The organism is Frigoribacterium sp. Leaf164 (assembly GCF_001423665.1).
Taxonomy (GTDB): Bacteria; Actinomycetota; Actinomycetes; order Actinomycetales; family Microbacteriaceae; genus Frigoribacterium; species Frigoribacterium endophyticum.
In genome coordinates, this window is the sequence record NZ_LMOX01000001.1 from 992656 (window position 1) to 1015306 (window position 22651).

A 22651-nucleotide genomic window follows, 5' to 3' on the forward strand; every position below is an offset into this window, starting at 1 on the left:
CCGCCCCCGGAGCTGCGGCCTCCGCCGCCGCCGCCGCCGAAGCCGCCGCCGCCTCCTCCGCCGAAGCCGCCCCCGCCGCCGAAGCCGCCGCCCCCGCCGTTGAGGAGGCCGCCGATGACGAGGCCCGTGACGATGCCGCCGAGGTCGGCGCCGCCCCGGCCCCGACCGCCGTAGCCGCCGCCGAGGCCGACCTGCTGGTACTGCTGCACCTCGGCCGCGGCCTCGCTGGCGGCCGACGCGGCGAGCTGGGCCGCGTCGTGCGCCTCCACCAGGGCCGCGTCGCGGTCGCGCACCGCGAGGGAGACCGCCGCGGCGAGGTGCCGCTCGGCCTCGGAGAGGCGGGTGCGCGGGCGGGTGCCGATGCCGCCGCGCCGGGTCTGGATGAAGTCGCGGGCGGAGCTGATCTGGTCGCGGGCCGTGCGCAGCGCCTGGTCGAGGGCCGCCTGTGCCCGACGGTCCTTCTCGCCCTGCTCGCGCACCGCCGCCAGGACGGCGTCGATGCGGGCGTTCGCGGCCCCCAGGTCGGCGAGCACCGCCAGGGGGTCGTCGGTGGTCGTGCCGGCGAGGGCCACGGCGGCCCGCGCGGCCGCCACGGAGCCGGCGACGTCCACGCCGTCGGGGGCGCTCCCCGGGGGCAGCGCCACGGCCGTCGCGACGTCGGCCCGCAGGTCGGCGGCGAGGGCGGCGATCGTCGTGGCGGCGGTGCGCAGCTGTTCGCCGGCGTGGTCGACGGAGGAGAGCAGCTGGTCGACCTGCCCGAACGCCTGGCGGACGGCGCGGACACCGGCGACGGCCTCGCCGGGACGGGAGGCCGCGAGGTCCTCCCGCGCCGCGTCGGTCGTCTCCCGGGCGAACTCGACGAGCCGGTCGGCCTGGTCGGCGTTCTCGGCGACGCCGGCGACCGCGCGGGGCGAGTACGCGGTCGCGAGACGGGCGAGCACCTCGCGGGCCTTGGCGACCCGGGCGACGCGCGACTCCAGCTCGGCGGGCAGGGCGGCCACGTCGGCGGGCACCCGCTCCTCGGCGGCACGGCGCTCGTCGAAGGCCCGCGACTGCTCCTCCAGGGCGGCGTCGGCGGCCCGGCAGAGCTCGACGATGCGCTCGGTCCACTCGCGTCGCTGTTCGGCGGAGTCGGGCACGGCGTCGTCGAGCCTCTGCTGCAGCTCGAAGGCCTCGCGGGCCTGGTCGCGGGCCCGGCGGAGGGCCTCGACGAAGGGCCGGGCGGCGTCGTCGCCGAACTGGGCCGCGGCGAACCCGACCTCCTGCTGGCCGGCGGTGATCTCGTCGTCGAGGGTCACGAGCATGCCGGCGGCCTCCCGCTCGAGCTCGGCCTGGCGGGCCGCCGCGGCGTCCTCCGCCTTCCGGCGACGACGGGTGCGCAGCACCACCACCGCGACGCCCACGACGATCGCGAGGACGACGACCACGAGCACGACGCCGAGCAGCCACGACATGTCGGGGCCCGCCTGGTCGTCACGGATGCCGTCCGCGAGGGCGACCGCCGCGCCCGCCCAGTCGTCGTCGCGGAGGCGAGGCTCGACGACGTCGGCCTGCAGCCGCTCGCGCTCGGCGTCGGAGACCGGGCCGGTGGAGTCGGTGGAGAGGTCGTAGACCCGGTCCCCCACCGCGACCGAGAGGAGGACGTCGTCGGGGCCGAGCTGGTTCAGCGAGGCCGTCGCGCTGCCCCACGCGGCGCGATCGGCGGGGGAGGAGAAGGAGTCGACGTAGACGACGAAGAGGTCGACGCCGGAGTCGGCGGAGAGGGCGTCGAGGCTCTCCTCGACCCGCTGCTCGTCGGCGGCCGACAGCACGTCGGCCTGGTCGAGCACGTACGCCCCCGACAGCGAGACGGGCGGCTCGGCGTGGGCCCGGTCGGCACCGACACCGGCCACGGCCGACCCCAGAACCACGGCGGCCGCGGCCAGAACGGCCCCCACACCTGCCCCCCGACGGCTTCGTTCACTGACGCGCACACTGCTCCCCTCGGTCGTTCCGCGGAGTCTATCGACGCCGGGTCGGCGGGGGCCCGGCCGTCCCCGGATCGAGCGGTCGACGGCGACGGACTACTCGACGAAGAGGAGCGCGACGGAGGCGACGGCGCAGGCGGCGCCGACGCCGACCAGCACACGCCCCACCGCGCGCAGGGCCCGGCCGTCGTCGTGCGGCGCGTCGGTGCGCGGCCGGGACGGGCGGTCGGGGTCGTAGTGGACGGTGATCTCGGTCTCGACCGGGGTCTCGAGGGGGTGGTCGCCGAACTGGGTCTCGTGCAGCTCGCCGGAGGAGTCCATCCACCGGGCCACGGCGGCGCGGGCCCACGCGGGCGGCGGGATCACGACGGCGACGGTCTCCTCGTACCGGGCAGCCCGGTGCCGGGCGTGCGCGCCCGCGAGGAGGAAGGGCACGCCGACGACGAAGCCGAACCAGCCGAAGAGCTCCACGACGGGGGAGATGACGGTGAGGGCGTCGGACACCCTGCGATGCTACCGCCGGCCGGCCGGGCGGCGGCGCAGCCCGTCGCAGCACGTCCGGGCCGGTGGGGCCGCGCCCCTAGACTCGCCGCGTGAGCCGCCCCCTCGACCGCGTCCCGTCACCGCTCCTGGCCGTCGCGGCCATCGTCTCCGTCCAGTTCGGCGCGGCCCTCGCCCGCACGCACTTCGAGGCGCTCGGCCCGACGGGCGCCGCCGCCCTGCGCCTCGCGCTCGGCGCGCTCATCCTCGTGGTCGTGTTCCGCCCCCGCGTGCGTCGCTGGTCGCGGCGCACCTGGCTCGGCGTCGTGCTGCTCGGGCTCGCCCTGGCAGGCATGAACTCGCTCATCTACCTCGCCATCGACGTCGTGCCCCTCGGCGTCGCGGTGACCCTGGAGTTCCTCGGGCCGCTGGCCGTCGCGCTCGCCCAGACCCGGCGCTGGCTCGACGCCGCCTGGGCGTTGCTCGCCCTCGTCGGCGTGGTCGTGCTCGGGCTCGACTCGTCGGGCGCGACGCCCCTGGTCGGCGTGCTGCTCGCCCTCGGCGCCGGGGCCTTCTGGGCCGGCTACATCGTGGCGAACGCGAACCTCGGCCGCTCCGACGACGCGATGGGCGGGCTGGCCGTCTCGATGGTCGTCGCGGCCGCCGTGGTGGTGCCCGTGGGCGCGGCCGACGCGACGCGGGCCGTCGTGGCCGACCCGCGACTCCTCGCGGTCTTCCTGCTCGTGGCGCTGCTGACCTCGGCGCTGCCGTACTCGTTGGAGGTGGTCGCGCTGCGACGCCTGCCCACGAGGGTGTTCGGCGTGCTGTCGAGCCTCGGCCCGGCCGTCGCCGCGCTCGCCGGGCTCGTGGTGCTGCGCCAGGCCCTCGGCGCCCGCGAGCTCGTGGCGCTGGCCCTCGTCACCGCCGCCAGCGTCGGGGTGACGGCGACGGCGGGGCGGGGGAGGCCCTCCCGCGACGTGGTGGAGGCGCCGCCCGTCTGAGGTCGTGGCGGTGAGGTCGTGGCGGTGAGGGCATGGCCGCGCCGGGTGTGCTCGTGTCCCCCGCGGAGCGGACCCTGCCTCCGCTCAGCCCTCGCACTCACAGGTAAGCGGCAGGTGGACGGCAGCCGTCTCGCCGGTGTTGTACCCCGAGCGCGGGGTACGCTCGGCAGACGAGCCCCCGTAGGCGGGGCTCCTGAGGCCGGGAGGACATCATGGGAGCTGTTCTGGAACGCACGTCACGGGCCGAGGTGATCGACCTCGGAGACGGTTTCCACCGCGTCTCCACGCCCACCGCGGGCGTCATCGGGTTCGTCCACGAGTCCTCGGGCCGCTTCGAGGTCCTGCGGGGCCGGAGCCGCCAGGCGACCCGTCAGGAGGGCGCGTACCGCACCCTCGACGTCGCCGTCATCGCGCTGACGTACAGCTGATCGACGGCTGGTGAGCTCCGCGGGGGAGGCCCCGACGTGGCCGTGATCGGGTACCGGCGTGACTCCGACGACGAGGTCGGCAGCCACCAGCGCGACGCGCTGGCCGGTGCGGCGTGCGAACGCGTCTACGTCGACCAGGCCACCGGCCCCCGGGCTCGTCGTCCTGAGCTGCAGAAGGCGTTGTCCTCCCTCCGGGAGGGCGACGTCTTCGTCGTCTCACGCCTCGACCGGCTCGGCGGCACCCTGGCCGAGGTGGTCGCGCTGATCGCCTCGCTCGACGACCGAGGCGTGGCCTTCCGCTCGATCGACGACGACATCGACGAGCTCGGCGCCTGGGGCCGGTTCTTCTTCCGCGCCGCGGGGGCGCTCGCGTCGTACGAGGCGACCATCGCCGACGAGCCGGCCCGGGCCGCGGAGCGGAGACGTCAGGAGGCGCACTACAAGCGCCGGGGCGCACCCGCCCTCAGCCGACGGCGGCTCCAGATCGCCCGCGACATGCTCCGCGACGAGGCGAGCCTGGTCGACGTCGCCCGTCACCTCGACGTGCCGCTCCGCACGCTCCGGGAGGGCCTCGCGGAGGCGGACCGGTCTCAGGACGACCCCCGTGCGCCGGCCCGCCGGGACCCGATCCGCTGACCCGAGCCGCTGTCCCGTCGGCCACCGACCTGACCGTCCCTTGACACGGAGGGGCAACCGGGTCCACCCTCCACGGCATGAGCCTCTTCATCACCTGCCCGGTCGAGGACGTCGAGCGCTCGACGGCGTTCTACACCGCCCTCGGCTGGGCTCCGAGGCCGGAGATGTCCGGCCCCGGCGCAGCGCGCTTCGTGGTCACCGGCGACCAGCACGTCATGCTCGTCAGTCGTGAGCAGTACGCGGCCGTGGGCGCGACGGAGGAGCTGGTCGGGGGCCCCGGGACGCCCTCGCCGGTGACGGTCTCGTTCGACCTCGAGAGCCGCGAGGCCGTCGACGACCTCGTCACGCGCGCCGACGCCGCGGGCGGGCGCGTCGGAGACACCGACGAGTACCCGTTCATGTACCAACGGCAGTTCGACGACCCCGACGGCTACCACTGGTCGCCGTTCTGGATGACGGCTGTCGACGCCGACGACTGAGCCGGAGGGGCCACGCCGTGCCACGCGCGGCGACTGGACCCCGGGGGCCGTTCCTGCCACGCTCCAGCAGTGACCCACGACGCGCCCCCCGCTGACGCCGTCGCGCGGCACCGCGCCCCGGAGCGTCCGCCGCGACGTGGGGGAGGCGTGGGCGGCGTCTTGCTGCTGGGGCGCTCGGTCGTCTCCGTGCTCGTGCTCGCCCTCGCGTGGCTCGCCGTGTCGTGGGGTGTGACCGCCGTCGAGGAACGGGGTGAGCCGCAGCGGTGGGGCACGTTCACGACCGAGCGCACGGAGACCACGACCGGCCGGAACGGCACGGAGCTGCGGACGGTCTACGGGCGGTGGGTCTCGAACGACGGTGACCTCGTCCTCCCGGACGTGGAGCTCGTCGACGCCACGGAGGAGACGGCGGAGATCGTGCCGGCCTACACAAGGCCCACCACCGTCCTGGACGACGAGGTCGTCCACCAGGTGGCACCGGGCTGGTGGAGCCTCCTGGTCCCGTTCCTGGTGGCGGCCCTCTTCCTCGGCTGGACCGTCGAGAGGGCCTGGGCCTGGGGCGACGTCGCCTCGGTCGCGTCCGTCGTACGGCGCCGATCACCGAGCCCGGGGAGCCCGGGCTGATCTGTGGTGCCCCCAGAAGGATTCGAACCTTCGCCCCTGCCTCCGGAGGGCAGTGCTCTATCCCCTGAGCTATGGGGGCCAGGGTCGACGACAAGGCTAGCAGCCCGCAGGGTCGCCGACGGACACGCGCCGGCCCCGCCTGGGGCGCGGCGCAGCGGGCGGGTGCACTCTGGGGCGGTGACCCACGACGACGACGCGGCCCGCGCCTCCCACGCTCCCTCTTCTCCCGACTCCGGCGGCGGCGACGACGCCGGGCAGGGCGGCCGACGCTCGCTCCGCGACCGGGTGCGCGGCGCCCGGCGGCCCGAGATCGACGTGGCGCCCCTCGATCCCGAGCAAGCACCCCCGGAGCCGATCGCGCTCTTCCTCACCTGGCTCGACGACGCGGTGGAGGCCGGGGTCGCGCAGCCGCACGCGATGACCCTGTCGACCGCCTCGACGGCCTCGGGGCCGACGGCGCGCACCCTGCTCCTCAAGGAGGTCGACGACGCCTTCTGGTTCACCACCTCGTCGCTCAGCCCCAAGGGCCGCCAGATCGCCGACGACCCCCGCGTCGCGCTGACCCTCTCCTGGAGCGACCTCGGGCGACAGGTCCGCGTGCTCGGCGACGCCCTCCCAGGGCCGCGCGACGTCAGCGAGGACGACTTCCGGGCGCGGCACCCCGACTCGCGCGCCGTCGCGATCGCGATGCCGCAGAGCACCGAGATCCCCGGCGCCGAGCAGGCCGACGCGGCCCTCGACGAGGCCCGTCGTCGACTCGACGACGAGCCGGACCTCGTGCCGGACGACTGGACGGCGTACCGCGTGGCGCCCGTCTCGGTCGAGTTCTGGCAGGGCACGACGGGCCGTGACCAGGTGCGCCTGCGGTACGACCGCGTCGGCGACGGCTGGCGCCGCGCCTCCCTCTGGCCCTGAGCCCCGGGTCGTAACGCCGCGACACACGGGTGGCGCGAGGCGGCGACGGTGACGACCATGGGTCCATGCCGATCGAGACGCGAGCCCCCGGAGCCCGCCCCGGTGCGCGCCTGGCCGTCGTCGAGGTCACCCGCCGTCGGCCGCACGCGCCGGAGTACCACGCCTACGTGCAGACCCTGAACGAGCGCGTCGTCGCCGAGGCGCTTCGGGCGGGCTGGTCGGCCGAGCGCCTGGCCGCCGACGACCTCGGCGTCGACGCCCTCCTGGCCGCCACGCGCGACGCCGACGCGGTGGTCGTCGTCGGGGGAGAGGACCTCGCCCCGCACCACTACGGCGCCCCGGCCGGCTACCCCGGCGAGGGGCGTCACCTCGAGGTCGCCGACGCCGCACAGCTCGCCGTCGTCCGCCGCGCGGTGCGGCTCGGCACGCCCCTGCTCGGCATCTGCCGCGGCCACCAGGTGATCAACGTCGCGTTCGGCGGCACCCTCGTGCAGCACCTCGACGACGAGGCCGGCCTGCACCGCGGCACGGGCTCCGTCGAGCAGCTCATGACCGACCACGAAGTCGACCTCGTCGCCGGCACGCGCCTGCGGGAGGCGCTGGTCCGGTCGAGCGCGCTGGTCCGGAGCGCCCACCACCAGGCCGTCGGCCTCCTCGGCGAGGGCCTGCGCGTCGCGGCGTGGTCGCGCGACGGCGAGGTGGAGGCGGTCGAGCACGTCACTGCGCCGGTCACCGGGGTGCAGTGGCACCCGGAGGACCGCGGCGCCGAGGCCTGGCAGCTGCCGATCCTGCTGGGGCAGCTCGCCGCCCGCGGGGCGTCGGCGCGCCGCGCCGCCTAGCCCGCACCGCCTAGCCCGCGCCGCCCTCGCCCACCGCGGCGAGGAGCTGCGTCATCACCGGCTCGGCCGACCCGGGCTCCGCGAAGGTCGTCGACTCGGCCACGACGAGGCGACCGGTGGGCAGGGCACGGGCGACGCCCGTGCCGCCGTGCAGGCTGAAGTAGCCCTCCACCCCGTAGCTCGGCACGGAGTTGCTCGAGGCGACGAGGTCGTTCGCGATCGCGGTGAGGCTGGCCTCGTCGTACGCGGCGACGCCCACCGTCACGTGGTCGCCGGCGGCGTCGACCCAGTCGCAGACCGTCCCGTCGGCCTCCGCCACCTGGTCGAGGGCGTCGTCGAGAGCGTCGGCGTCGGGGGCGTCGGCCGCGGCGAGGCCGGGCCACAGCGTGGGCAGCACGCCCGCGGCCGGGTCGAGCAGGGCGGCGCAGTCGAGGGCGAGCGGGTTGCTCACGAGCGGCGGCGGCGTGTAGCCGGGGTCGGCGGTGGGCGTGGCGCCGGACGCCGCGGGCGACGGGGCCGCCGACGCGGACGGCGACGCGGGCCCGCCGCCCGGGGCCGACGTCGTGCAGCCGGTCAGGGCTGCGGCGCCGAGGGCCAGGGCGGAGGCGGCGACGACGACGGAGGGGACGCGGGCCGGGGGTCGGGGGCGGCGGGACGACATGCCCCCATCCTCCCCGACGCCGCCCGTGGTCGGCTCGGAGGGGCGCCCCGACGGCCCGTGGCCCGGGCCGGCGGGCGCCCGGCAGCCGGTACGATCGTCTCTCGTGACCCCCGCCGAACTCTCCTCCTCCCTGCTCGCCGTCGTCCAGGGCGTCCTCGAGCGCCGAGGGGTCGGCGACGACGTCACCGTGGCCCCGGCCGACGTCGTCCTCGAGCGCCCGAAGAACCGCGACCACGGCGACTGGACGTCCAACGTCGCCATGAAGTTCGCGAAGCGCGTCGGCGTCCCGCCCCGCGACCTCGCCACCGAGCTGGCGGGCGAGCTCGCCGAGGTCGACGGCGTCGCCGACGTCGACGTCGCGGGCCCGGGCTTCATCAACGTGCGGCTCGACGCGGCCGCGGCCGGTCAGCTGGCCCGCACGATCGTCGAGCAGGGCGAGGCCTTCGGCCGCGGCGACTACTACGCCGGCGTCACCATCGACCTCGAGTTCGTGTCGGCCAACCCCACCGGCCCCATCCACCTGGGCGGCGTTCGCTGGGCGGCCGTGGGCGACAGCCTCGCCCGTGTCTTCCAGGCGCAGGGCGCCCTCGTCACCCGCGAGTACTACTTCAACGACCACGGCGGGCAGATCGACCGCTTCGCCCGCAGCCTCGTCGCCCGCTCGTTCGGCGAGCCCACCCCGGAGGACGGCTACGGCGGCGAGTACATCACCGACATCGCCGACCGGGTCGTCGCGGCGCACGACGGCGACCTCCGGGCCCTGCCGCGCGACGAGGCGCAGGAGGTCTTCCGCGCCGCGGGCGTCGACTTCATGTTCAGCGACATCAAGTCGTCGCTCCACGACTTCGGCGTCGACTTCGACGTCTTCTTCCACGAGAACTCGCTGCACGAGTCGAAGGCCGTCGAGCGCGCCGTCGCGCGCCTCACCGAGCTCGGGCACATCTACGAGGCCGAGGGCGCGACCTGGCTGCGCACGACGGAGTTCGGCGACGACCGCGACCGCGTCGTCATCAAGAGCGACGGCGAGGCGGCCTACATCGCCGGCGACCTCGCCTACTACCTCGACAAGCGCGAGCGGGGCTTCGAGCGCAACCTGATCATGCTGGGCGCCGACCACCACGGCTACGTCGGCCGCATGATGGCGATGTGCGCGGCCTTCGGCGACGAGCCGGGCGTCAACCTCGAGATCCTCATCGGCCAGATGGTCAACCTGCTGAAGGACGGCGAGCCCTTCCGCATGTCGAAGCGGAACGGCACCGTCGTCACGATGGAGGACCTCGTCGACGCCGTCGGCGTCGACGCCGGCCGCTACTCGCTCGTCCGCAGCCCGGTGAACAGCTCGATCGACATCGACCTCGACCTGCTGACGCGGCGCACCAACGACAACCCCGTCTTCTACGTGCAGTACGCGCACGCCCGCACCCGGTCCGTCGCGCGCAACGCCGAGGCCGCGGGGGTCACCCGTGACGCCTTCGACGCGTCGCTGCTGTCCCACCCCACCGAGAGCGCCCTCCTCGGCGTCCTCGCCGAGCTGCCCCGCGTCGTCACGCAGGCGGCCGAGCTGCGCGAGCCGCACCGGGTCGCCCGCTACATCGAGGAGCTGGCCGGGACCTACCACCGCTGGTACGACAGCTGCCGGGTGACGCCCCTGGGCGACGAGGAGGTCACCGACCTGCACCGCACGCGACTGTGGCTGAACGACGCCGCGGGCCAGGTCGTCCGCAACGGGCTGGGCCTCCTGGGCGTCTCCGCGCCCGACCGCATGTGACCTGACCGGCGCGGGGCGCGACTCCGCCCGGCGTCCCTGAGAGGATGTCGGGATGAGCGACGAGAGCGACAGCGACTTCTTCGAGGCCCGTCCGGTCGAGCGTCGACGGCTCCGCAGCGCGGGGGCCGGCCTCTTCATCCTCGTCGGCGTGCTCGTGGGCCTGGCGGTCCTCGCCGTGATCGCCGACGTCGTCGTCCGCTCGGTCGTCGAGAGCCGTGCCGCGGCGGAGGTCCAGACGTCCACCGGCCTCGACGACGTCGAGGTCGACGTGCACGGCACCTCGGTGCTCTGGCAGATCGCCCACGGCTCGCTCGACGACGTCACGCTGACCTCCGGGGTCGAGGGCGACCCCGTCGTGGTCCGCGTCGACGTCGCCGACGTGCCCACCTCGCTCGAGGGCGACTCCGGGCCCGTCACGGGCACGATCACGGCCGACCAGGCGACGGTCGACGGCCTCGAGGCGCTCCGCCAGCAGGGCGCGTCGTTGGCGCTGGGCGACGACGCGGTCACGTACTCGCGGTCGTTCTCGGTGCCGATCATCGGCGACGTGCCCGTCGCCGTCACCGCGGTGCCCAGCCTGAGCGACGACGGACGCTCCGTCTCCTTCGCCCCGACGACCGCCTCCCTGCCCGACACGTCGCTGCAGCTCGACCTGACGCCCTTCCTCGGCGACTTCGCGACCTCGGTCTGCCTCGCCGAGCAGCTGCCGGCGTCGGTGACGGCCACCGCCCTCGACGTGCGCGCCGGCGAGGTCACCGTCGACCTCCGCTCGCCCGGGCTGCCCCTGACGAGCTCGGCCCTGTCCGAGAAGGGCACCTGCTCGTAGCCCACGGGCGCGGCCGGCGTCACGTGGCCCGGCTCGTCGCCGCCTGTCGGTAGGCTCTCTGACGTCACGGGCGCGACCACGTCGCGCGCGCGGCGACCCCCGTCCCGCCGACCCTGGAGAGGCCCCGTGTCGAACCCCCTCGCCCCCGCCTGGCTCCGCGAGCCCGACGACCTCGCCGAGCTCGACGCCGGCGTCTGGTCGCGGACGGCCCGGCGCTCCGACGACGGCGAGATCGTGCTCGGCGGCGTGCCCGTGACCGAGCTCGCGCAGACGTACGGCACCCCCCTCTACGTGCTCGACGAGGCCGACGTCCGGGGCCGCGCCGCCCAGACCGTCGAGGCCTTCCGCCGCGAGTTCGCTCGGGTCGGGACGACCGTCAAGGTCTACTACGCCGCGAAGGCCTTCCTCTCCGCCGAGGTGGCCCGGTGGGTCTCCGAGGCCGGCATGGCCGTCGACATCTGCACGGCTGGCGAGTTCGCGGTCGCCCGGGCCGCGGGCGTGGAGCCCGCCCGGATGGGCTTCCACGGCAACAACAAGTCCGACGCCGAGCTCGACCGCACGGTCGCGGCGGGGATCGGCGCGGTCGTCATCGACAGCGCGGAGGAGGTCGACCGGGTCGCCGACGCCGCCGCGCGCCACGGCGTGGTCCAGGCCGTGCGCCTCCGGGTCAACTCCGGCGTGCACGCGAGCACCCACGAGTACCTCGCGACCGCCCGGGAGGACCAGAAGTTCGGGGTGCCGCTGAGCGAGACCGCCGACGTCGTCGCGGCCGTGCGTGCTCGGCCGTCGCTGCGGTTCCTCGGGCTGCACTCCCACATCGGCTCGCAGATCTTCGGCTCCGACGGCTTCGCCGAGGCCGCACGACGCTTGCTCGCCGTCCACGCGGGCCTCCTCGCCGACGGCGAGGTGCCCGAGCTCAACCTGGGCGGCGGCTTCGGCATCGCCTACACGAGGGCCGACGACGCCCGCTCGATCGACGAGCTCGCGGCGGCCCTCGCCGACATCGTCCACGCCGAGTGCACCGACCGGGGCATCCCGGTGCCGGTCGTGGCCGTGGAGCCGGGCCGGACGATCGTCGGCCCCGGCGGCACCACCCTCTACACGACGGGCACCATCAAGGACGTCACGGTCGCCGTCGACGAGGTCGACGTCGACGCCGTCGCGACCGAGTCCGACCTCGCGGCGGCCGCCGACGAGGCCGTGGTGCTCGGCCGGCCCGCGGCCAGCGCCGTCCGTCGGTACGTCAGCGTCGACGGCGGCATGAGCGACAACGCGCGGACGGCACTCTACGCGGCCGACTACTCCGTGGCCCTCGCGGGGCGCGCCTCCTCGGCTCCCCCCGTGCTCGTGCGCGTCGCGGGCAAGCACTGCGAGAGCGGCGACGTCGTCGTCCTGGCCGACTGGCTGCCCGCCGACGTCGAGCGGGGCGACCTGCTGGCGGTGCCCGCCACGGGCGCCTACTGCCACAGCCTGTCGAGCAACTACAACCACGTCGGCCGACCGCCCGTGGTGGCGGTGCTGGACGGCACCTCGCGCGTCATCGTGCGCGGCGAGTCGGAGGCCGACCTCCTCTCGCGCGACGCGGGCCTCGACCAGCCGGCCCGCGCCTCCTCGTGACGCACGCCCCGCCCTCGTCGGCCCCGCCCGCCCCCGGTCGCCGCAGCACCCCCACAGAACGGAACACCATGATCGAATACCGCAACGTGCGGGTCGCCCTGATCGGCGCCGGCTCGGTCGGCTCGCAGGTGGCCCGGCTGCTGCTCGAGCAGGCCGACGAGCTGGCCGGCCGCGCCGGAGCGGGCATCGAGCTCGTCGGCATCGGCGTCCGCGACGTCGATGCGCCCCGCGACGTCGACCTGCCCCGCGAGCTCCTCACCACCGACGTCGAGTCGCTCATCCTCGGGGCCGACATCGTCGTCGAGCTCATGGGCGGGCTCGAGCCGGCCCGTCAGTACGTGCTCGCGGCGCTGAACTCCGGCGCCGACGTGGTGACCGGCAACAAGGCGCTGCTGGCGAGCCACGGCCCCGAGCTGTTCGAGGCGGCCGAGCAGGTCGGCGCCCAGCTCTACTACGAGGCGGCGGTGGCCGGCGCCATCCCGATCATCCGCCCGCTGCGCGACAGCCTCGCCGGTGACCGCATCGTCCGCATCATGGGGATCGTCAACGGCACGACCAACTTCATCCTCGACCGGATGGACACCGACGGCGACACCCTCGAGGCCGCCCTCGCCACGGCGACCGAGCTGGGCTACGCGGAGGCCGACCCGACCGCCGACATCGGCGGCTACGACGCCGCGCAGAAGGCCGCCATCCTCGCCAGCCTCGCGTTCCACACGACCGTGCCGCTGGTCGCGGTGCACCGCGAGGGCATCACCGAGGTGACGCACGAGCAGGTCGTCGCGGCCCGCAAGGCCGGCTACGTCGTCAAGATCCTCGCGATCTGCGAGCGGCTGCTCGACGCCGACGGCGTCGAGGGCGTCAGCGCCCGGGTCTACCCGGCCCTGGTGCCGCTCGAGCACCCCCTCGCCACGGTCCACGGCGCGAAGAACGCCGTGTTCGTCGAGGCCGAGGCGGCGGGCGACCTCATGTTCTACGGCGCGGGCGCCGGGGGAGTGGAGACGGCCTCGGCCGTGCTCGGCGACCTCGTCTCCGCCGCCCGGAGGCACGTGATCGGCGGGCCCGGGCTCGCCGAGTCCACCCACGCCGACCTCCGCGTGCTGCCCATCGGCGACGTGGTCACGCGCTACCAGGTGACGCTCGACGTGGCCGACCAGCCCGGCGTGCTCGCCGAGGTGGCCGGCGTGCTCAGCGACCACGGCGTCAGCGTGCACAGCGTCGAGCAGACGGGCGGCGTCCCGCCCCTCGCGTCACACGGCGACGTCGAGGCCCCGGCGACCGCTACCCTGATCATCGGCACGCACCGTGCCCGCGAGTCCGCCCTCGCCGCCACGGTCGAGGCCCTCCGCACCACCCCGGTCGTGAACTCCGTCACGAGCGTCCTGAGAGTCGAAGGAGCCTGATGGCCCACCAGTGGCAGGGTGTCCTGCGCGAGTACGCCGACCGTCTCGACGTCACCGAGGCGACGCCCGTCGTCACCCTCGGCGAGGGCGGCACGCCCCTCATCCCGGCGCCGGCCCTCTCGGCCCGCACCGGCGCGAAGGTCTACGTCAAGTACGAGGGCATGAACCCCACGGGCTCCTTCAAGGACCGCGGCATGACCATGGCGATCTCGAAGGCCGTCGAGCACGGCGCGAAGGCCGTCATCTGCGCCTCCACCGGCAACACCTCCGCGTCGGCCGCCGCCTACGCGGCGCACGCCGGCATCACCGCCGCCGTGCTCGTGCCCGAGGGCAAGATCGCGATGGGCAAGCTCAGCCAGGCCGTCGCGCACGACGGGCAGCTGCTGCAGATCCAGGGCAACTTCGACGACTGCCTCGACATCGCGCGCGACCTCGCCGCGAACTACCCGGTGCACCTCGTCAACTCGGTCAACAACGACCGCATCGAGGGCCAGAAGACGGCGGCCTTCGAGGTCGTCGACGTGCTGGGCGACGCCCCCGACTTCCACTTCATCCCGGTCGGCAACGCCGGCAACTACACGGCCTACACCCGTGGCTACCGCGAAGACCTCGAGGCCGGCCGTGCCACGCGCCTCCCGCGCATGTTCGGCTTCCAGGCCGCGGGCTCCGCGCCCATCGTCGCGGGCGAGGTCGTGCGGCAGCCCGAGACCATCGCCAGCGCCATCCGCATCGGCAACCCCGCGTCGTGGCAGCTGGCCCTCGAGGCCCGCGACCTCACCGACGGCTGGTTCGGGGCCATCACCGACGAGGCCATCCTCGCCGCCCAGAAGATCCTCTCGGCCGAGGTCGGCGTGTTCGTCGAGCCGGCCTCCGCGATCAGCGTCGCCGGCCTGCTCGAGCGCGCCGACGCGGGCGTCGTGCCCGCCGGGGCGACGGTCGTCCTCACGGTGACGGGCCACGGCCTGAAAGACCCGCAGTGGGCCCTCCGCAAGGCCGACGGCACCGACGTGCAGCCCACGGTGGTCGCGAGCGACACCGCGCGCGTCGCCGAGGTGCTCGGGCTCGTCCCGGCCTCTGCATGACCACCGGCCCGGCCGTGAGGTCGGTCCTCGTCAAGGTCCCGGCCACCTCGGCCAACCTGGGGCCCGGCTTCGACACCCTCGGCCTCGCGCTGTCGCACTACGACAGGCTCGTTGTCTCCGAGACCCGGGGCTCCGGAGTCGCGGTGCACGTCGACGGGGTCGGCGCCGGCGAGGTGCCCACCGACGAGAGCAACCTCGTGGTGCGCTCGATCGCGGCCACCTACCGTGCCGCGGGGGTGCCGCTGCCGGGTCTCCGGCTCGAGGCGCGCAACGCGATCCCGCACGGGCGGGGCCTCGGCTCCTCCGCCGCGGCCATCGTCTCGGGCGTCATGGCGGCCAAGGGGCTCCTCGAGGGTCGCGTCGACTTCACGCCCGACCAGCTGCTCGCGGTCGCGACGGAGCTCGAGGGGCACCCCGACAACGTCGCGCCGGCCCTCTTCGGCGGCCTGACGATCGCGTGGACCACCTCGGCCGGGCCCTCGCACAAGAGGCTCCTCGTCCACCGTGGCGTCTCGCCGGTCGTGTTCGTGCCCGAGACGACGCTGTCGACCTCGCTGGCGCGCAGCCTCCAGCCGGCGTCCGTGCCCCACGAGGACGCCACGTTCAACGTGTCGCGGTCGGCCCTGCTCGTCGCGGCGCTCATCCAGAGCCCCGAGCTGCTGCTCGCGGCGACGGAGGACCGCCTGCACCAGAGCTACCGCGCGAGCGCGATGCCCGAGACGGACATGCTCATCCGGGTCCTGCGCCAGGCGGGGCTCGCGGCCGTCGTGTCGGGGGCCGGGCCCTCGTTGCTCGTGCTCGGCAGCGACCCGGCGCAGCGGCTCCTGGCGGCCCAGCTCGTGGCCGAGAACGCCCTGTCGGCGTGGCGTCCGTTGATGCTCGCCGTCGACCTGCGAGGTGCTACAGTGAACGCGCACCCGGTAGAAAACTGAGATCTCCTGGGCATCTGGCATCGTCCTCCCGGTCACCGGGCAGCACACGTGTGGGGTCCCACGTCATCCCGGCATTCCCGGTCGCACATCCCGTAGTGCACATCTAGCAGCGCTCGGTCGCTCTCTGGCGATCGCGTGCCGCACCTCCGAGAGCTTCCTGCGCATCCCGCGCAGTGCGTGCCGCGCCCTGAGCGTGCGGCCGCAGGGCCCGCCCGCACGGCAGGCCAGAGGCTGCGAGGTGTGACCAGCTCATCCTCGCGGCTCTCGCGGGGGAGCGGAAGGAACCCACCAGTGTCAGACGCAGACAACAGCGCCACCACCCAGACCGCCGCCGAACTGAGCGCCATGCGCCTCCCGCAGCTGCAGGCCCTCGCCTCGTCGCTCGGCATCAGCGGCCTCTCCAAGCTCCGCAAGGGCGACCTGGTCGCGGCCATCGCCGCCGTCCAGGCGACCGGCGACGCCTCCGTGGTCGCCCCGACCGACGACGTCGTCGTCGAGGCGCCCGTCGCCGTGCAGCCGACCCTCGACGTCACCGACGCTGCGCCGGCCGAGTCGGCCCCCGTCGCCGAGGCGCCCGCGGCCGAGGCCCCCGTCGCCGAGACCGCCGCCGCGCCCCGCACGCGCCGTCCGTCGCGCCGGGTGACCGCCGCCGCCGGCGCTCCCGAGCAGCGCACCGCCGTCGAGCACGTCAACGCCGGCGAGACCGGCGTCGCGCCGGTCTCGGACGAGGCGCCCGCCGCCGTGGCTGAGGTCGACGCGCCGGTCGCGTCGCCCGTCGCCGAGGCCGCCGCCCCGTCGTCGGTCGTCGAGGCCCCCGCCGAGGAGGCGCCCGTCGCCACCGAGCGTCCCTCGCGCAGCCGTCGTGGCTCGCGCCGCGCCTCCGACGCCACGGTCGCCGCCGCGGCCGCCGAGGCTCCGGCCGCGGAGGTGCCGTCGGCCCAGGCCGAGGCCGTCGCGCCGCAGTCGGCCCCCGAGACGGGCGACGCCGAGGCCGGCGCCGCCGACCAGGGCTCGAACGACCAGGGCGCCGGCGACCAGGACGGCCAGGGCCAGCAGGGCGGCGGTCGTCGCAGCCGCAACCGCAACCGCAAGAACGGCCAGAACGGCCAGCAGGGCCAGAACGGCCAGCAGGGCCAGAACGGCCAGCAGCCGCAGAACGGCCAGCAGGGCCAGAACGGCCAGAACGGCCAGCAGGGCCAGGCCTCCACGCAGGAGCAGTCCGCGAAGGAGGCCGAGCAGCAGCGCGCCGCCGGCGAGAAGAACGACGCCGCGCGCGGCGAGCAGCAGTCGGGCTCGCAGGCCGGCCAGCAGTCCGACGAGGCCGGCCGTCAGGGCCGCGGCCGTCAGCGCGACCGCAAGCGCGGCCGCAGCGTCCAGAACGACGAGTTCGAGCCCGAGATCTCCGACGACGACGTCCTCATCCCCGTCGCGGGCATCCTCGACGTGCTCGAGAACTACGCCTTCGTCCGCACCACCGGGTACCTCCCCGGGGCGAGCGACGTCTACGTCTCGCTCGGCCAGGTGAAGAAGTACCACCTGCGAAAGGGCGACGCGGTCGTCGGCGCCATCCGCCAGCCCCGTGACGGCGACCAGGGCCAGGGCCGTCAGAAGTACAACGCGATCGTCAAGATCGACTCGGTCAACGGCCAGCCCGTCGAGGAGGCCGCCAAGCGCGTCGAGTTCAGCGCGCTGACGCCCCTCTACCCGCAGGAGCGCCTGCGCCTCGAGACCGAGCCCCAGAAGCTGTCGACGCGCATCATCGACCTCGTCTCGCCGATCGGCAAGGGCCAGCGCGGCCTCATCGTCTCGCCCCCCAAGGCCGGCAAGACGCTCGTGCTCCAGGCCATCGCGAACGCCATCGCGGTGAACAACCCCGAGGCCCACCTCATGGTCGTGCTCGTGGACGAGCGCCCCGAGGAGGTCACCGACATGCAGCGCACGGTCAAGGGCGAGGTCATCGCCTCGACCTTCGACCGCCCCGCCGAGGACCACACCACGGTCGCCGAGCTCGCCATCGAGCGTGCGAAGCGCCTGGTCGAGCTGGGCCACGACGTGGTCGTGCTGCTCGACTCGATCACCCGTCTGGGCCGCGCCTACAACCTGTCCGCCCCCGCCTCGGGCCGCGTGCTCTCCGGCGGAGTCGACTCGTCGGCGCTGTACCCGCCGAAGCGCTTCTTCGGCGCGGCGCGCAACATCGAGAACGGCGGCTCGCTGACCATCCTCGCGACCGCCCTCGTCGAGACCGGCTCGAAGATGGACGAGGTGATCTTCGAGGAGTTCAAGGGCACCGGCAACATGGAGCTCCGCCTGTCGCGCCACCTCGCCGACAAGCGAATCTTCCCGGCCGTCGACGTCAACGCCTCGGGCACCCGTCGCGAAGAGATGCTGCTCAGCCCGGAGGAGGTCAAGATCACCTGGCGCCTCCGTCGCGCCCTGGCCGGCCTCGACCCGCAGAAGGCCCTCGAGATCGTCCTCGGCAACCTCCGCGAGACCAGCTCGAACGTCGAGTTCCTCGTGCAGGTCCAGAAGTCGGTGCCCGCGAACGGCCACGACTCCTCCCACAAGGAGCACTGACGGTGTTCGAGTCGGTGTCGGTGCTGCTGGCGGAGCACGACGACCTGCAGACGCAGCTCAGCGACCCTGCCGTGCACGCCGACGCGGCTCGGGCGAAGAAGATCAACCGCCGCTACGCCGAGCTCAGCCGCATCGTGGCTGCCCACTCGGCGTGGCAGCAGGTGCAGGACGACCTCGAGGCCGCGCGTGAGCTCGCGAAGGAGGACGACGCCTTCGCGGCGGAGGTCCCCGCCCTCGAGCAGGGCCTCGACGAGGCCCAGGAGAAGCTCCGGCGACTCCTCATCCCGCGCGACCCCGACGACGGCCGCGACGTGATCATGGAGATCAAGGGCGGTGAAGGAGGCGCGGAGAGCGCCCTGTTCGCCGCCGACCTCCTGCGCATGTACCTGCACTACGCGGAGTCGAAGGGCTGGAAGAGCGAGATGATCGCCAGCGACGACTCCGACCTCGGCGGCTACAAGAACGTCCAGGTCGCGATCAAGTCGAACGCCAGCGACCCCGCGCAGGGCGTCTGGGCGCACCTCAAGTACGAGGGCGGCGTGCACCGCGTGCAGCGCGTGCCGGCGACCGAGTCGCAGGGGCGCATCCACACGTCGACGACGGGCGTTCTCGTCTTCCCCGAGGTCGACGAGCCGGAGGAGGTCGACATCAACCAGAACGACCTCAAGATCGACGTCTACCGCTCGAGCGGCCCCGGCGGCCAGTCGGTCAACACGACCGACTCCGCCGTGCGCATCACCCACCTGCCCACGGGCATCGTGGTCGCGATGCAGAACGAGAAGAGCCAGCTGCAGAACCGCGAGGCGGGCATGCGCGTGCTCCGCGCCCGCATCCTGGCTCGCCAGCAGGAGGAGCAGGCGGCCATCGCCTCCGACGCCCGGAAGAGCCAGATCCGCGGCATGGACCGCTCGGAGCGCATCCGGACGTACAACTTCCCGGAGAACCGCATCGCCGACCACCGCACCGGCTACAAGGCGTACAACCTCGACGCCGTGATGGACGGCGCGCTCGAGCCCGTCGTCGAGTCGTGCATCCAGGCCGACGAAGAGGCCCGGCTCGCCGAGATCGGCGACACCGCGTCGTGAGCGCCGTGGCCGACGCCTTCTCCGGCGTCGGCACGGTCGACGCCGCCCTCGCGGCGGCGACGGCCGTGCTGTCGTCGGCCGACGTCCCGACCCCGTCGGTCGACGCCGAGCTCCTCCTCGCGCACGCCACGGGGGTCGAGCGCGGCGTGCTCCTCGCGCGAGCCGTCACCCGGTCGCCCGTGACCCGGGAGCAGGTGGAGTCGCTGGTCGCGCTCGTGTCGCGCCGCGCCTCCCGCGAGCCCCTGCAGCACATCACCGGCACGGCCTGGTTCAGGTCGCTGGCCCTGCAGGTCGGCCCGGGCGTCTTCGTGCCCCGGCCCGAGACGGAGGGTGTCGCCCAGCTCGCCGTCGACGCGCTGCGCGCGGCGCCGTCGGCGGAGCCCCTGGCCGTCGACCTCGGCACCGGCAGCGGTGCACTCGCGCTGGCCCTGGCGACCGAGGTGCCGCACAGCCGCGTCTGGGCCGTCGAGATCTCGCCGGAGGCCGCAGCCTGGACGCGGCGCAACATCGACTCGGTCGGCGCCTCGAACGTCACGCTCGTGCTGGGCGACATGACGGACGCGCTGCCCGAGTTGGACGGTCGGGTCTCCGTCGTCGTGAGCAACCCGCCGTACATCCCGCTCGGGATGGTCCCGCGCGACCCCGAGGTCCGGCTGCACGACCCGAGCACGGCGCTCTACGGCGGGGAGGACGGCCTCGTCCTGGTCCGGGCGCTCTCGCTGACGGCCCGTCGCCTCCTGCACCCGGGGGGTGCCCTCGTCATCGAGCACGGGGAGCAGCAGGGCGCGGCGATCCGCGGGATCCTCGACGCCGACGGCTGGCGGAGCCCCGAGACCCAGCCCGACCTCACCGGCCGAGACCGGTCGACGACGGCGGTGCGCTGACCCGGCCACCAGGTCGGTCGCACTATCATCGTCTCGTCATGACCTCCTCCTACGACCTCTCCGTCGCCACCGAGCTGCTCACCGGCATGCGCGCCGCCCGTGGCGCGATCGGTCGCGGCGAGCTCGTGGTCATGCCCACCGACACCGTGTACGGGCTCGCGGCCGACGCCTTCGACTCCTCCGCCGTGCAGGCGCTGCTCGACGCCAAGGGCCGGGGCCGGCAGTCGCCTCCGCCCGTGCTGGTGAAGGGTCTCGACACCCTCGCCGCGCTGACCGAGTCGGTGCCCGACCTGGTGCGGCCCCTGCTCGACGAGTTCTGGCCCGGGCCGCTGACCGTCATCTTCCGGGCCCAGCCGTCGCTGAGCTGGGACCTCGGCGAGACCCGGGGCACCGTCGCCCTGCGCATGCCGAGCCACCCCATGGCCCTCGAGCTGCTGGAGGAGACCGGCCCCCTGGCGGTCTCGAGCGCGAACCTCACGGGCCAGCCCGCGGCCGCGACCGTCGACGATGCCCGCGCCATGCTGGCCGACCGGGTGGCCGTCTACCTCGACGCCGGGCCGGTGGGGGAGAGCTACGAACGTCGCCCGGGCGCGAACACCGGCTCGACGATCGTCGACGCGACCGGGGCGGCCGACGGCGTGCTCCGCATCGTGCGCCACGGCGTCCTGCCCGACTCCGAGATCAGACGCGTCGTGGGCGACGCCGCCGTCGCGTGAGGTACTACCTGCTGGCCTTCGCGATCGCGGCGGGGGTCAGCTTCGTCCTCTCGTTCGTCGTCTGGCGGCTCGGCCTGCGCTTCAAGCTCTACCCGGCCATCCGTGACCGGGACGTGCACCGCACGCCCACGCCCCGCCTCGGCGGCATCGCCATGTGGGCGGGCGTGGTCCTGGCTCTCCTGGCGGCGTGGTTCGTCTTCCCCCTGATCTCCGGCATCGACTACTTCCGTCTCGTCTTCGCCGACCCGGGGCCCCCGCTCGCCATCATCGGGGCCGCCACGATCATCGTGGTCATCGGCGTGGTCGACGACCTCTACGACCTCGACTGGATGACCAAGCTCGCCGGCCAGATCATCGCCGCAGGCGTCCTCGCGTGGCAGGGCGTCCAGCTGCTCTCCCTCCCGATCGGCAGCAGCCTGGCCGTGGGCTCGCCCTTCATGTCGCTGATCCTCACCATCCTCGCGGTCGTGCTCGTGATGAACGCGGTGAACTTCATCGACGGCCTCGACGGTCTGGTCGCGGGCGTGACGATCATCGCGAACGTCGTCTTCTTCGCGTACAGCTTCGCCATCTCGCTGACCATCGGCCAGACGGAGTACTTCAACCTCTCCGCTCTCCTCACGGCCGTCCTGACCGGGGCGTGCCTCGGGTTCCTGCCGTTCAACTGGCACCCCGCCCGCTTGTTCATGGGCGACGCGGGCGCCCTCCTGACCGGGTTGCTCATGGCCACGAGCGCCATCTCCGTGACGGGGCAGATCGACCCGGCGACCATCTCCCGCAGCGCCCTGCTGCCCGCCTTCATCCCGATCCTGCTGCCGTTCGCCGTGCTCATCGTGCCGCTGCTCGACTTCGGCCTCGCGGTGCTCCGTCGGGTCAGCGCCGGCAAGTCGCCCTTCACGGCCGACCGCAAGCACCTGCACCACCGCCTCCTCGACATGGGCCACTCGCACTTCCACGCCGTCCTGATCTTCTACGCCTGGACGCTGGTCGTCTCGGTCGGCTGCCTGATGTTCCTCTTCGTCAAGCCGACCTCTCTGGTCGTCGCCTTCCTGGTCGTCGGGCTGGTGGCCTGCGCCGCCCTCACGCTCGCCCCCCTCAGCCGTCGCAAGAAGGTCGAGGTGGCCGTCCAGTCCGCTCGCCCGGCCGATCTCGCGACGTCCCGGTCGGATCGCTTCGATCCGCTCGACCAGGCCGCCGGGGGCCTCGACCACCTCGACGCGGCCGACCCGGTCGACGTCGCGTCGCCACCACCCCCGAAGGACCACTGATGAACGCCCGATCGATCTTCACCAAGATCCTGACGTACACCGGGCTCCTGGCCCTCGCGATCGCCGTCGTCGGCGGAGGGGTGGGCTGGCTCACGGCCGGCTCGGACGGGCTCTGGAGCGCGCTCGTCGGGGTCGCCCTGGCGATCGTCTTCGCCGGCATCACGGCGGGGAGCATGCTGATCGCCATCCGCTTCCGCCTCGCGGCCTTCTTCGGGATCGTCATGGGAGCCTGGCTCCTCAAGATCGTCGTGTTCGTCGTCCTGCTCGTGCTCGTCCGCGACCAGCCCTTCGTCGACGACGTCGTGCTCTTCCTGGCGCTCGTCGTGTCCATCGTGGGGACCCTCGTCATCGACGCCCTGGTCGTCGTCCGGGGTCGGCTGCCCCACGTGAGCGACGTCACGCTGCCCGAGGCGCCCGTCGATCGTTAGGCCGTCGCACCGCTGACGGTCGTCTCGAGGCCCCTGAG

At 74.2% G+C, this 22651-nt stretch carries 22 protein-coding genes and 1 tRNA gene; 19 read left to right on the forward strand and 4 right to left on the reverse strand.

Annotation, left to right across the window (positions count from 1 at the left end; genetic code table 11):
- The coding region (locus ASF82_RS15750; protein WP_162240255.1) for a TPM domain-containing protein at positions 1-1892 on the reverse strand (1892 nt) is incomplete at its 3' end.
- A gap of 171 nt (positions 1893-2063) precedes the next feature.
- Entirely contained in the window at positions 2064-2471 is a 408-nt protein-coding gene (locus tag ASF82_RS15755; protein WP_056053894.1) for a hypothetical protein, read from the reverse strand.
- An 89-nt stretch (positions 2472-2560) separates the two neighbouring features.
- Between ASF82_RS15755 and ASF82_RS04470 the strand changes: the two genes are divergently transcribed.
- From ASF82_RS04470 to ASF82_RS04490, 5 genes are all read left to right on the forward strand, one after another.
- Complete coding sequence (locus tag ASF82_RS04470; RefSeq protein ID WP_200931966.1) at positions 2561-3448, forward strand: DMT family transporter; 888 nt, start codon at positions 2561-2563, stop codon at positions 3446-3448.
- Between the two features lie 248 nt (positions 3449-3696).
- Entirely contained in the window at positions 3697-3876 is a 180-nt protein-coding gene (locus ASF82_RS04475; protein ID WP_056053897.1) for a hypothetical protein, read from the forward strand.
- A gap of 36 nt (positions 3877-3912) precedes the next feature.
- Entirely contained in the window at positions 3913-4512 is a 600-nt protein-coding gene (locus ASF82_RS04480; RefSeq protein ID WP_056053900.1) for a recombinase family protein, read from the forward strand.
- A 77-nt stretch (positions 4513-4589) separates the two neighbouring features.
- On the forward strand, positions 4590-4991 hold the full coding sequence (locus ASF82_RS04485; protein ID WP_056053903.1) for a VOC family protein: 402 nt from the start codon (positions 4590-4592) through the stop codon (positions 4989-4991).
- A 69-nt stretch (positions 4992-5060) separates the two neighbouring features.
- Complete coding sequence (locus tag ASF82_RS04490; protein WP_156369912.1) at positions 5061-5615, forward strand: hypothetical protein; 555 nt, start codon at positions 5061-5063, stop codon at positions 5613-5615.
- A 4-nt stretch (positions 5616-5619) separates the two neighbouring features.
- Here the strand turns inward: ASF82_RS04490 and ASF82_RS04495 are convergent.
- A tRNA-Arg gene (locus ASF82_RS04495) sits at positions 5620-5694 on the reverse strand.
- A gap of 98 nt (positions 5695-5792) precedes the next feature.
- Here ASF82_RS04495 and ASF82_RS04500 point away from each other — a divergent pair.
- Both ASF82_RS04500 and ASF82_RS04505 read left to right on the forward strand, forming a co-directional pair.
- A complete protein-coding gene (locus tag ASF82_RS04500) occupies positions 5793-6530 on the forward strand; it encodes a pyridoxal 5'-phosphate synthase (protein ID WP_162240256.1) in 738 nt (245 codons plus the stop codon).
- 65 nt (positions 6531-6595) lie between these two features.
- A complete protein-coding gene (locus tag ASF82_RS04505) occupies positions 6596-7369 on the forward strand; it encodes a gamma-glutamyl-gamma-aminobutyrate hydrolase family protein (RefSeq protein WP_056053910.1) in 774 nt (257 codons plus the stop codon).
- 10 nt (positions 7370-7379) lie between these two features.
- Here ASF82_RS04505 and ASF82_RS04510 read toward each other — a convergent pair whose 3' ends face one another.
- Positions 7380-8030 (reverse strand): hypothetical protein, encoded by a 651-nt coding sequence (locus tag ASF82_RS04510; RefSeq protein ID WP_056053913.1) that lies wholly within the window; start codon positions 8028-8030, stop codon positions 7380-7382.
- 103 nt (positions 8031-8133) lie between these two features.
- On the opposite strand from ASF82_RS04510, the gene argS reads away from it, so the two are divergent.
- From argS to ASF82_RS04570, 12 genes are all read left to right on the forward strand, one after another.
- Positions 8134-9798, forward strand: a complete 1665-nt coding sequence (gene argS / locus ASF82_RS04515; RefSeq protein ID WP_056053916.1) for an arginine--tRNA ligase — start codon at positions 8134-8136, stop codon at positions 9796-9798.
- Positions 9799-9850: 52 nt separating this feature from the next.
- Positions 9851-10624: an LmeA family phospholipid-binding protein gene (locus ASF82_RS04520; RefSeq protein WP_056053919.1), complete on the forward strand. Its 774-nt coding sequence runs from the start codon at positions 9851-9853 to the stop codon at positions 10622-10624.
- A gap of 126 nt (positions 10625-10750) precedes the next feature.
- Positions 10751-12241: an alanine racemase gene (locus ASF82_RS04525; RefSeq protein ID WP_056053922.1), complete on the forward strand. Its 1491-nt coding sequence runs from the start codon at positions 10751-10753 to the stop codon at positions 12239-12241.
- Positions 12242-12309: 68 nt separating this feature from the next.
- Positions 12310-13644 (forward strand): homoserine dehydrogenase, encoded by a 1335-nt coding sequence (locus ASF82_RS04530; protein WP_056053924.1) that lies wholly within the window; start codon positions 12310-12312, stop codon positions 13642-13644.
- Complete coding sequence (gene thrC, locus ASF82_RS04535) at positions 13644-14726, forward strand: threonine synthase (protein WP_056053927.1); 1083 nt, start codon at positions 13644-13646, stop codon at positions 14724-14726. Before ASF82_RS04530 ends, thrC begins: the two co-directional genes overlap by 1 nt.
- On the forward strand, positions 14723-15658 hold the full coding sequence (gene thrB, locus ASF82_RS04540; protein WP_056053930.1) for a homoserine kinase: 936 nt from the start codon (positions 14723-14725) through the stop codon (positions 15656-15658). Before thrC ends, thrB begins: the two co-directional genes overlap by 4 nt.
- 291 nt (positions 15659-15949) lie before the next feature.
- Positions 15950-18232, forward strand: a complete 2283-nt coding sequence (gene rho, locus ASF82_RS04545) for a transcription termination factor Rho (protein WP_082514312.1) — start codon at positions 15950-15952, stop codon at positions 18230-18232.
- A 2-nt stretch (positions 18233-18234) separates the two neighbouring features.
- Positions 18235-19317, forward strand: coding sequence for a peptide chain release factor 1 (gene prfA, locus ASF82_RS04550; protein ID WP_056053933.1), 1083 nt, complete (start codon positions 18235-18237; stop codon positions 19315-19317).
- A 5-nt stretch (positions 19318-19322) separates the two neighbouring features.
- Positions 19323-20201: a peptide chain release factor N(5)-glutamine methyltransferase gene (gene prmC, locus ASF82_RS04555; protein WP_056055817.1), complete on the forward strand. Its 879-nt coding sequence runs from the start codon at positions 19323-19325 to the stop codon at positions 20199-20201.
- A 38-nt stretch (positions 20202-20239) separates the two neighbouring features.
- The gene (locus ASF82_RS04560) at positions 20240-20917 is read left to right on the forward strand and encodes an L-threonylcarbamoyladenylate synthase (protein ID WP_056053936.1); all 678 of its coding nucleotides are present in this window, start codon (positions 20240-20242) and stop codon (positions 20915-20917) included.
- The gene (locus ASF82_RS04565) at positions 20914-22185 is read left to right on the forward strand and encodes an MraY family glycosyltransferase (protein ID WP_056053940.1); all 1272 of its coding nucleotides are present in this window, start codon (positions 20914-20916) and stop codon (positions 22183-22185) included. Before ASF82_RS04560 ends, ASF82_RS04565 begins: the two co-directional genes overlap by 4 nt.
- Positions 22185-22613: a hypothetical protein gene (locus tag ASF82_RS04570; RefSeq protein WP_056053945.1), complete on the forward strand. Its 429-nt coding sequence runs from the start codon at positions 22185-22187 to the stop codon at positions 22611-22613. The genes ASF82_RS04565 and ASF82_RS04570 overlap by 1 nt, the downstream gene beginning before the upstream one ends.
- Positions 22614-22651 lie beyond the last annotated feature (38 nt).

Excerpts from the sequence above, each read along its gene's own strand:
- ASF82_RS04485 (WP_056053903.1), top strand. The coding sequence starts at position 4,590 with ATGAGCCTCTTCATCACCTGCCCGGTCGAGGACGTCGAGCGCTCGACG.
- ASF82_RS04505 (WP_056053910.1), top strand. The coding sequence starts at position 6,596 with ATGCCGATCGAGACGCGAGCCCCCGGAGCCCGCCCCGGTGCGCGCCTG.
- ASF82_RS04510 (WP_056053913.1), bottom strand. The coding sequence starts at position 8,030 with ATGTCGTCCCGCCGCCCCCGACCCCCGGCCCGCGTCCCCTCCGTCGTC.
- ASF82_RS04520 (WP_056053919.1), top strand. The coding sequence starts at position 9,851 with ATGAGCGACGAGAGCGACAGCGACTTCTTCGAGGCCCGTCCGGTCGAG.
- ASF82_RS04530 (WP_056053924.1), top strand. The coding sequence starts at position 12,310 with ATGATCGAATACCGCAACGTGCGGGTCGCCCTGATCGGCGCCGGCTCG.
- thrC (WP_056053927.1), top strand. The coding sequence starts at position 13,644 with ATGGCCCACCAGTGGCAGGGTGTCCTGCGCGAGTACGCCGACCGTCTC.
- thrB (WP_056053930.1), top strand. The coding sequence starts at position 14,723 with ATGACCACCGGCCCGGCCGTGAGGTCGGTCCTCGTCAAGGTCCCGGCC.
- ASF82_RS04560 (WP_056053936.1), top strand. The coding sequence starts at position 20,240 with ATGACCTCCTCCTACGACCTCTCCGTCGCCACCGAGCTGCTCACCGGC.
- ASF82_RS04570 (WP_056053945.1), top strand. The coding sequence starts at position 22,185 with ATGAACGCCCGATCGATCTTCACCAAGATCCTGACGTACACCGGGCTC.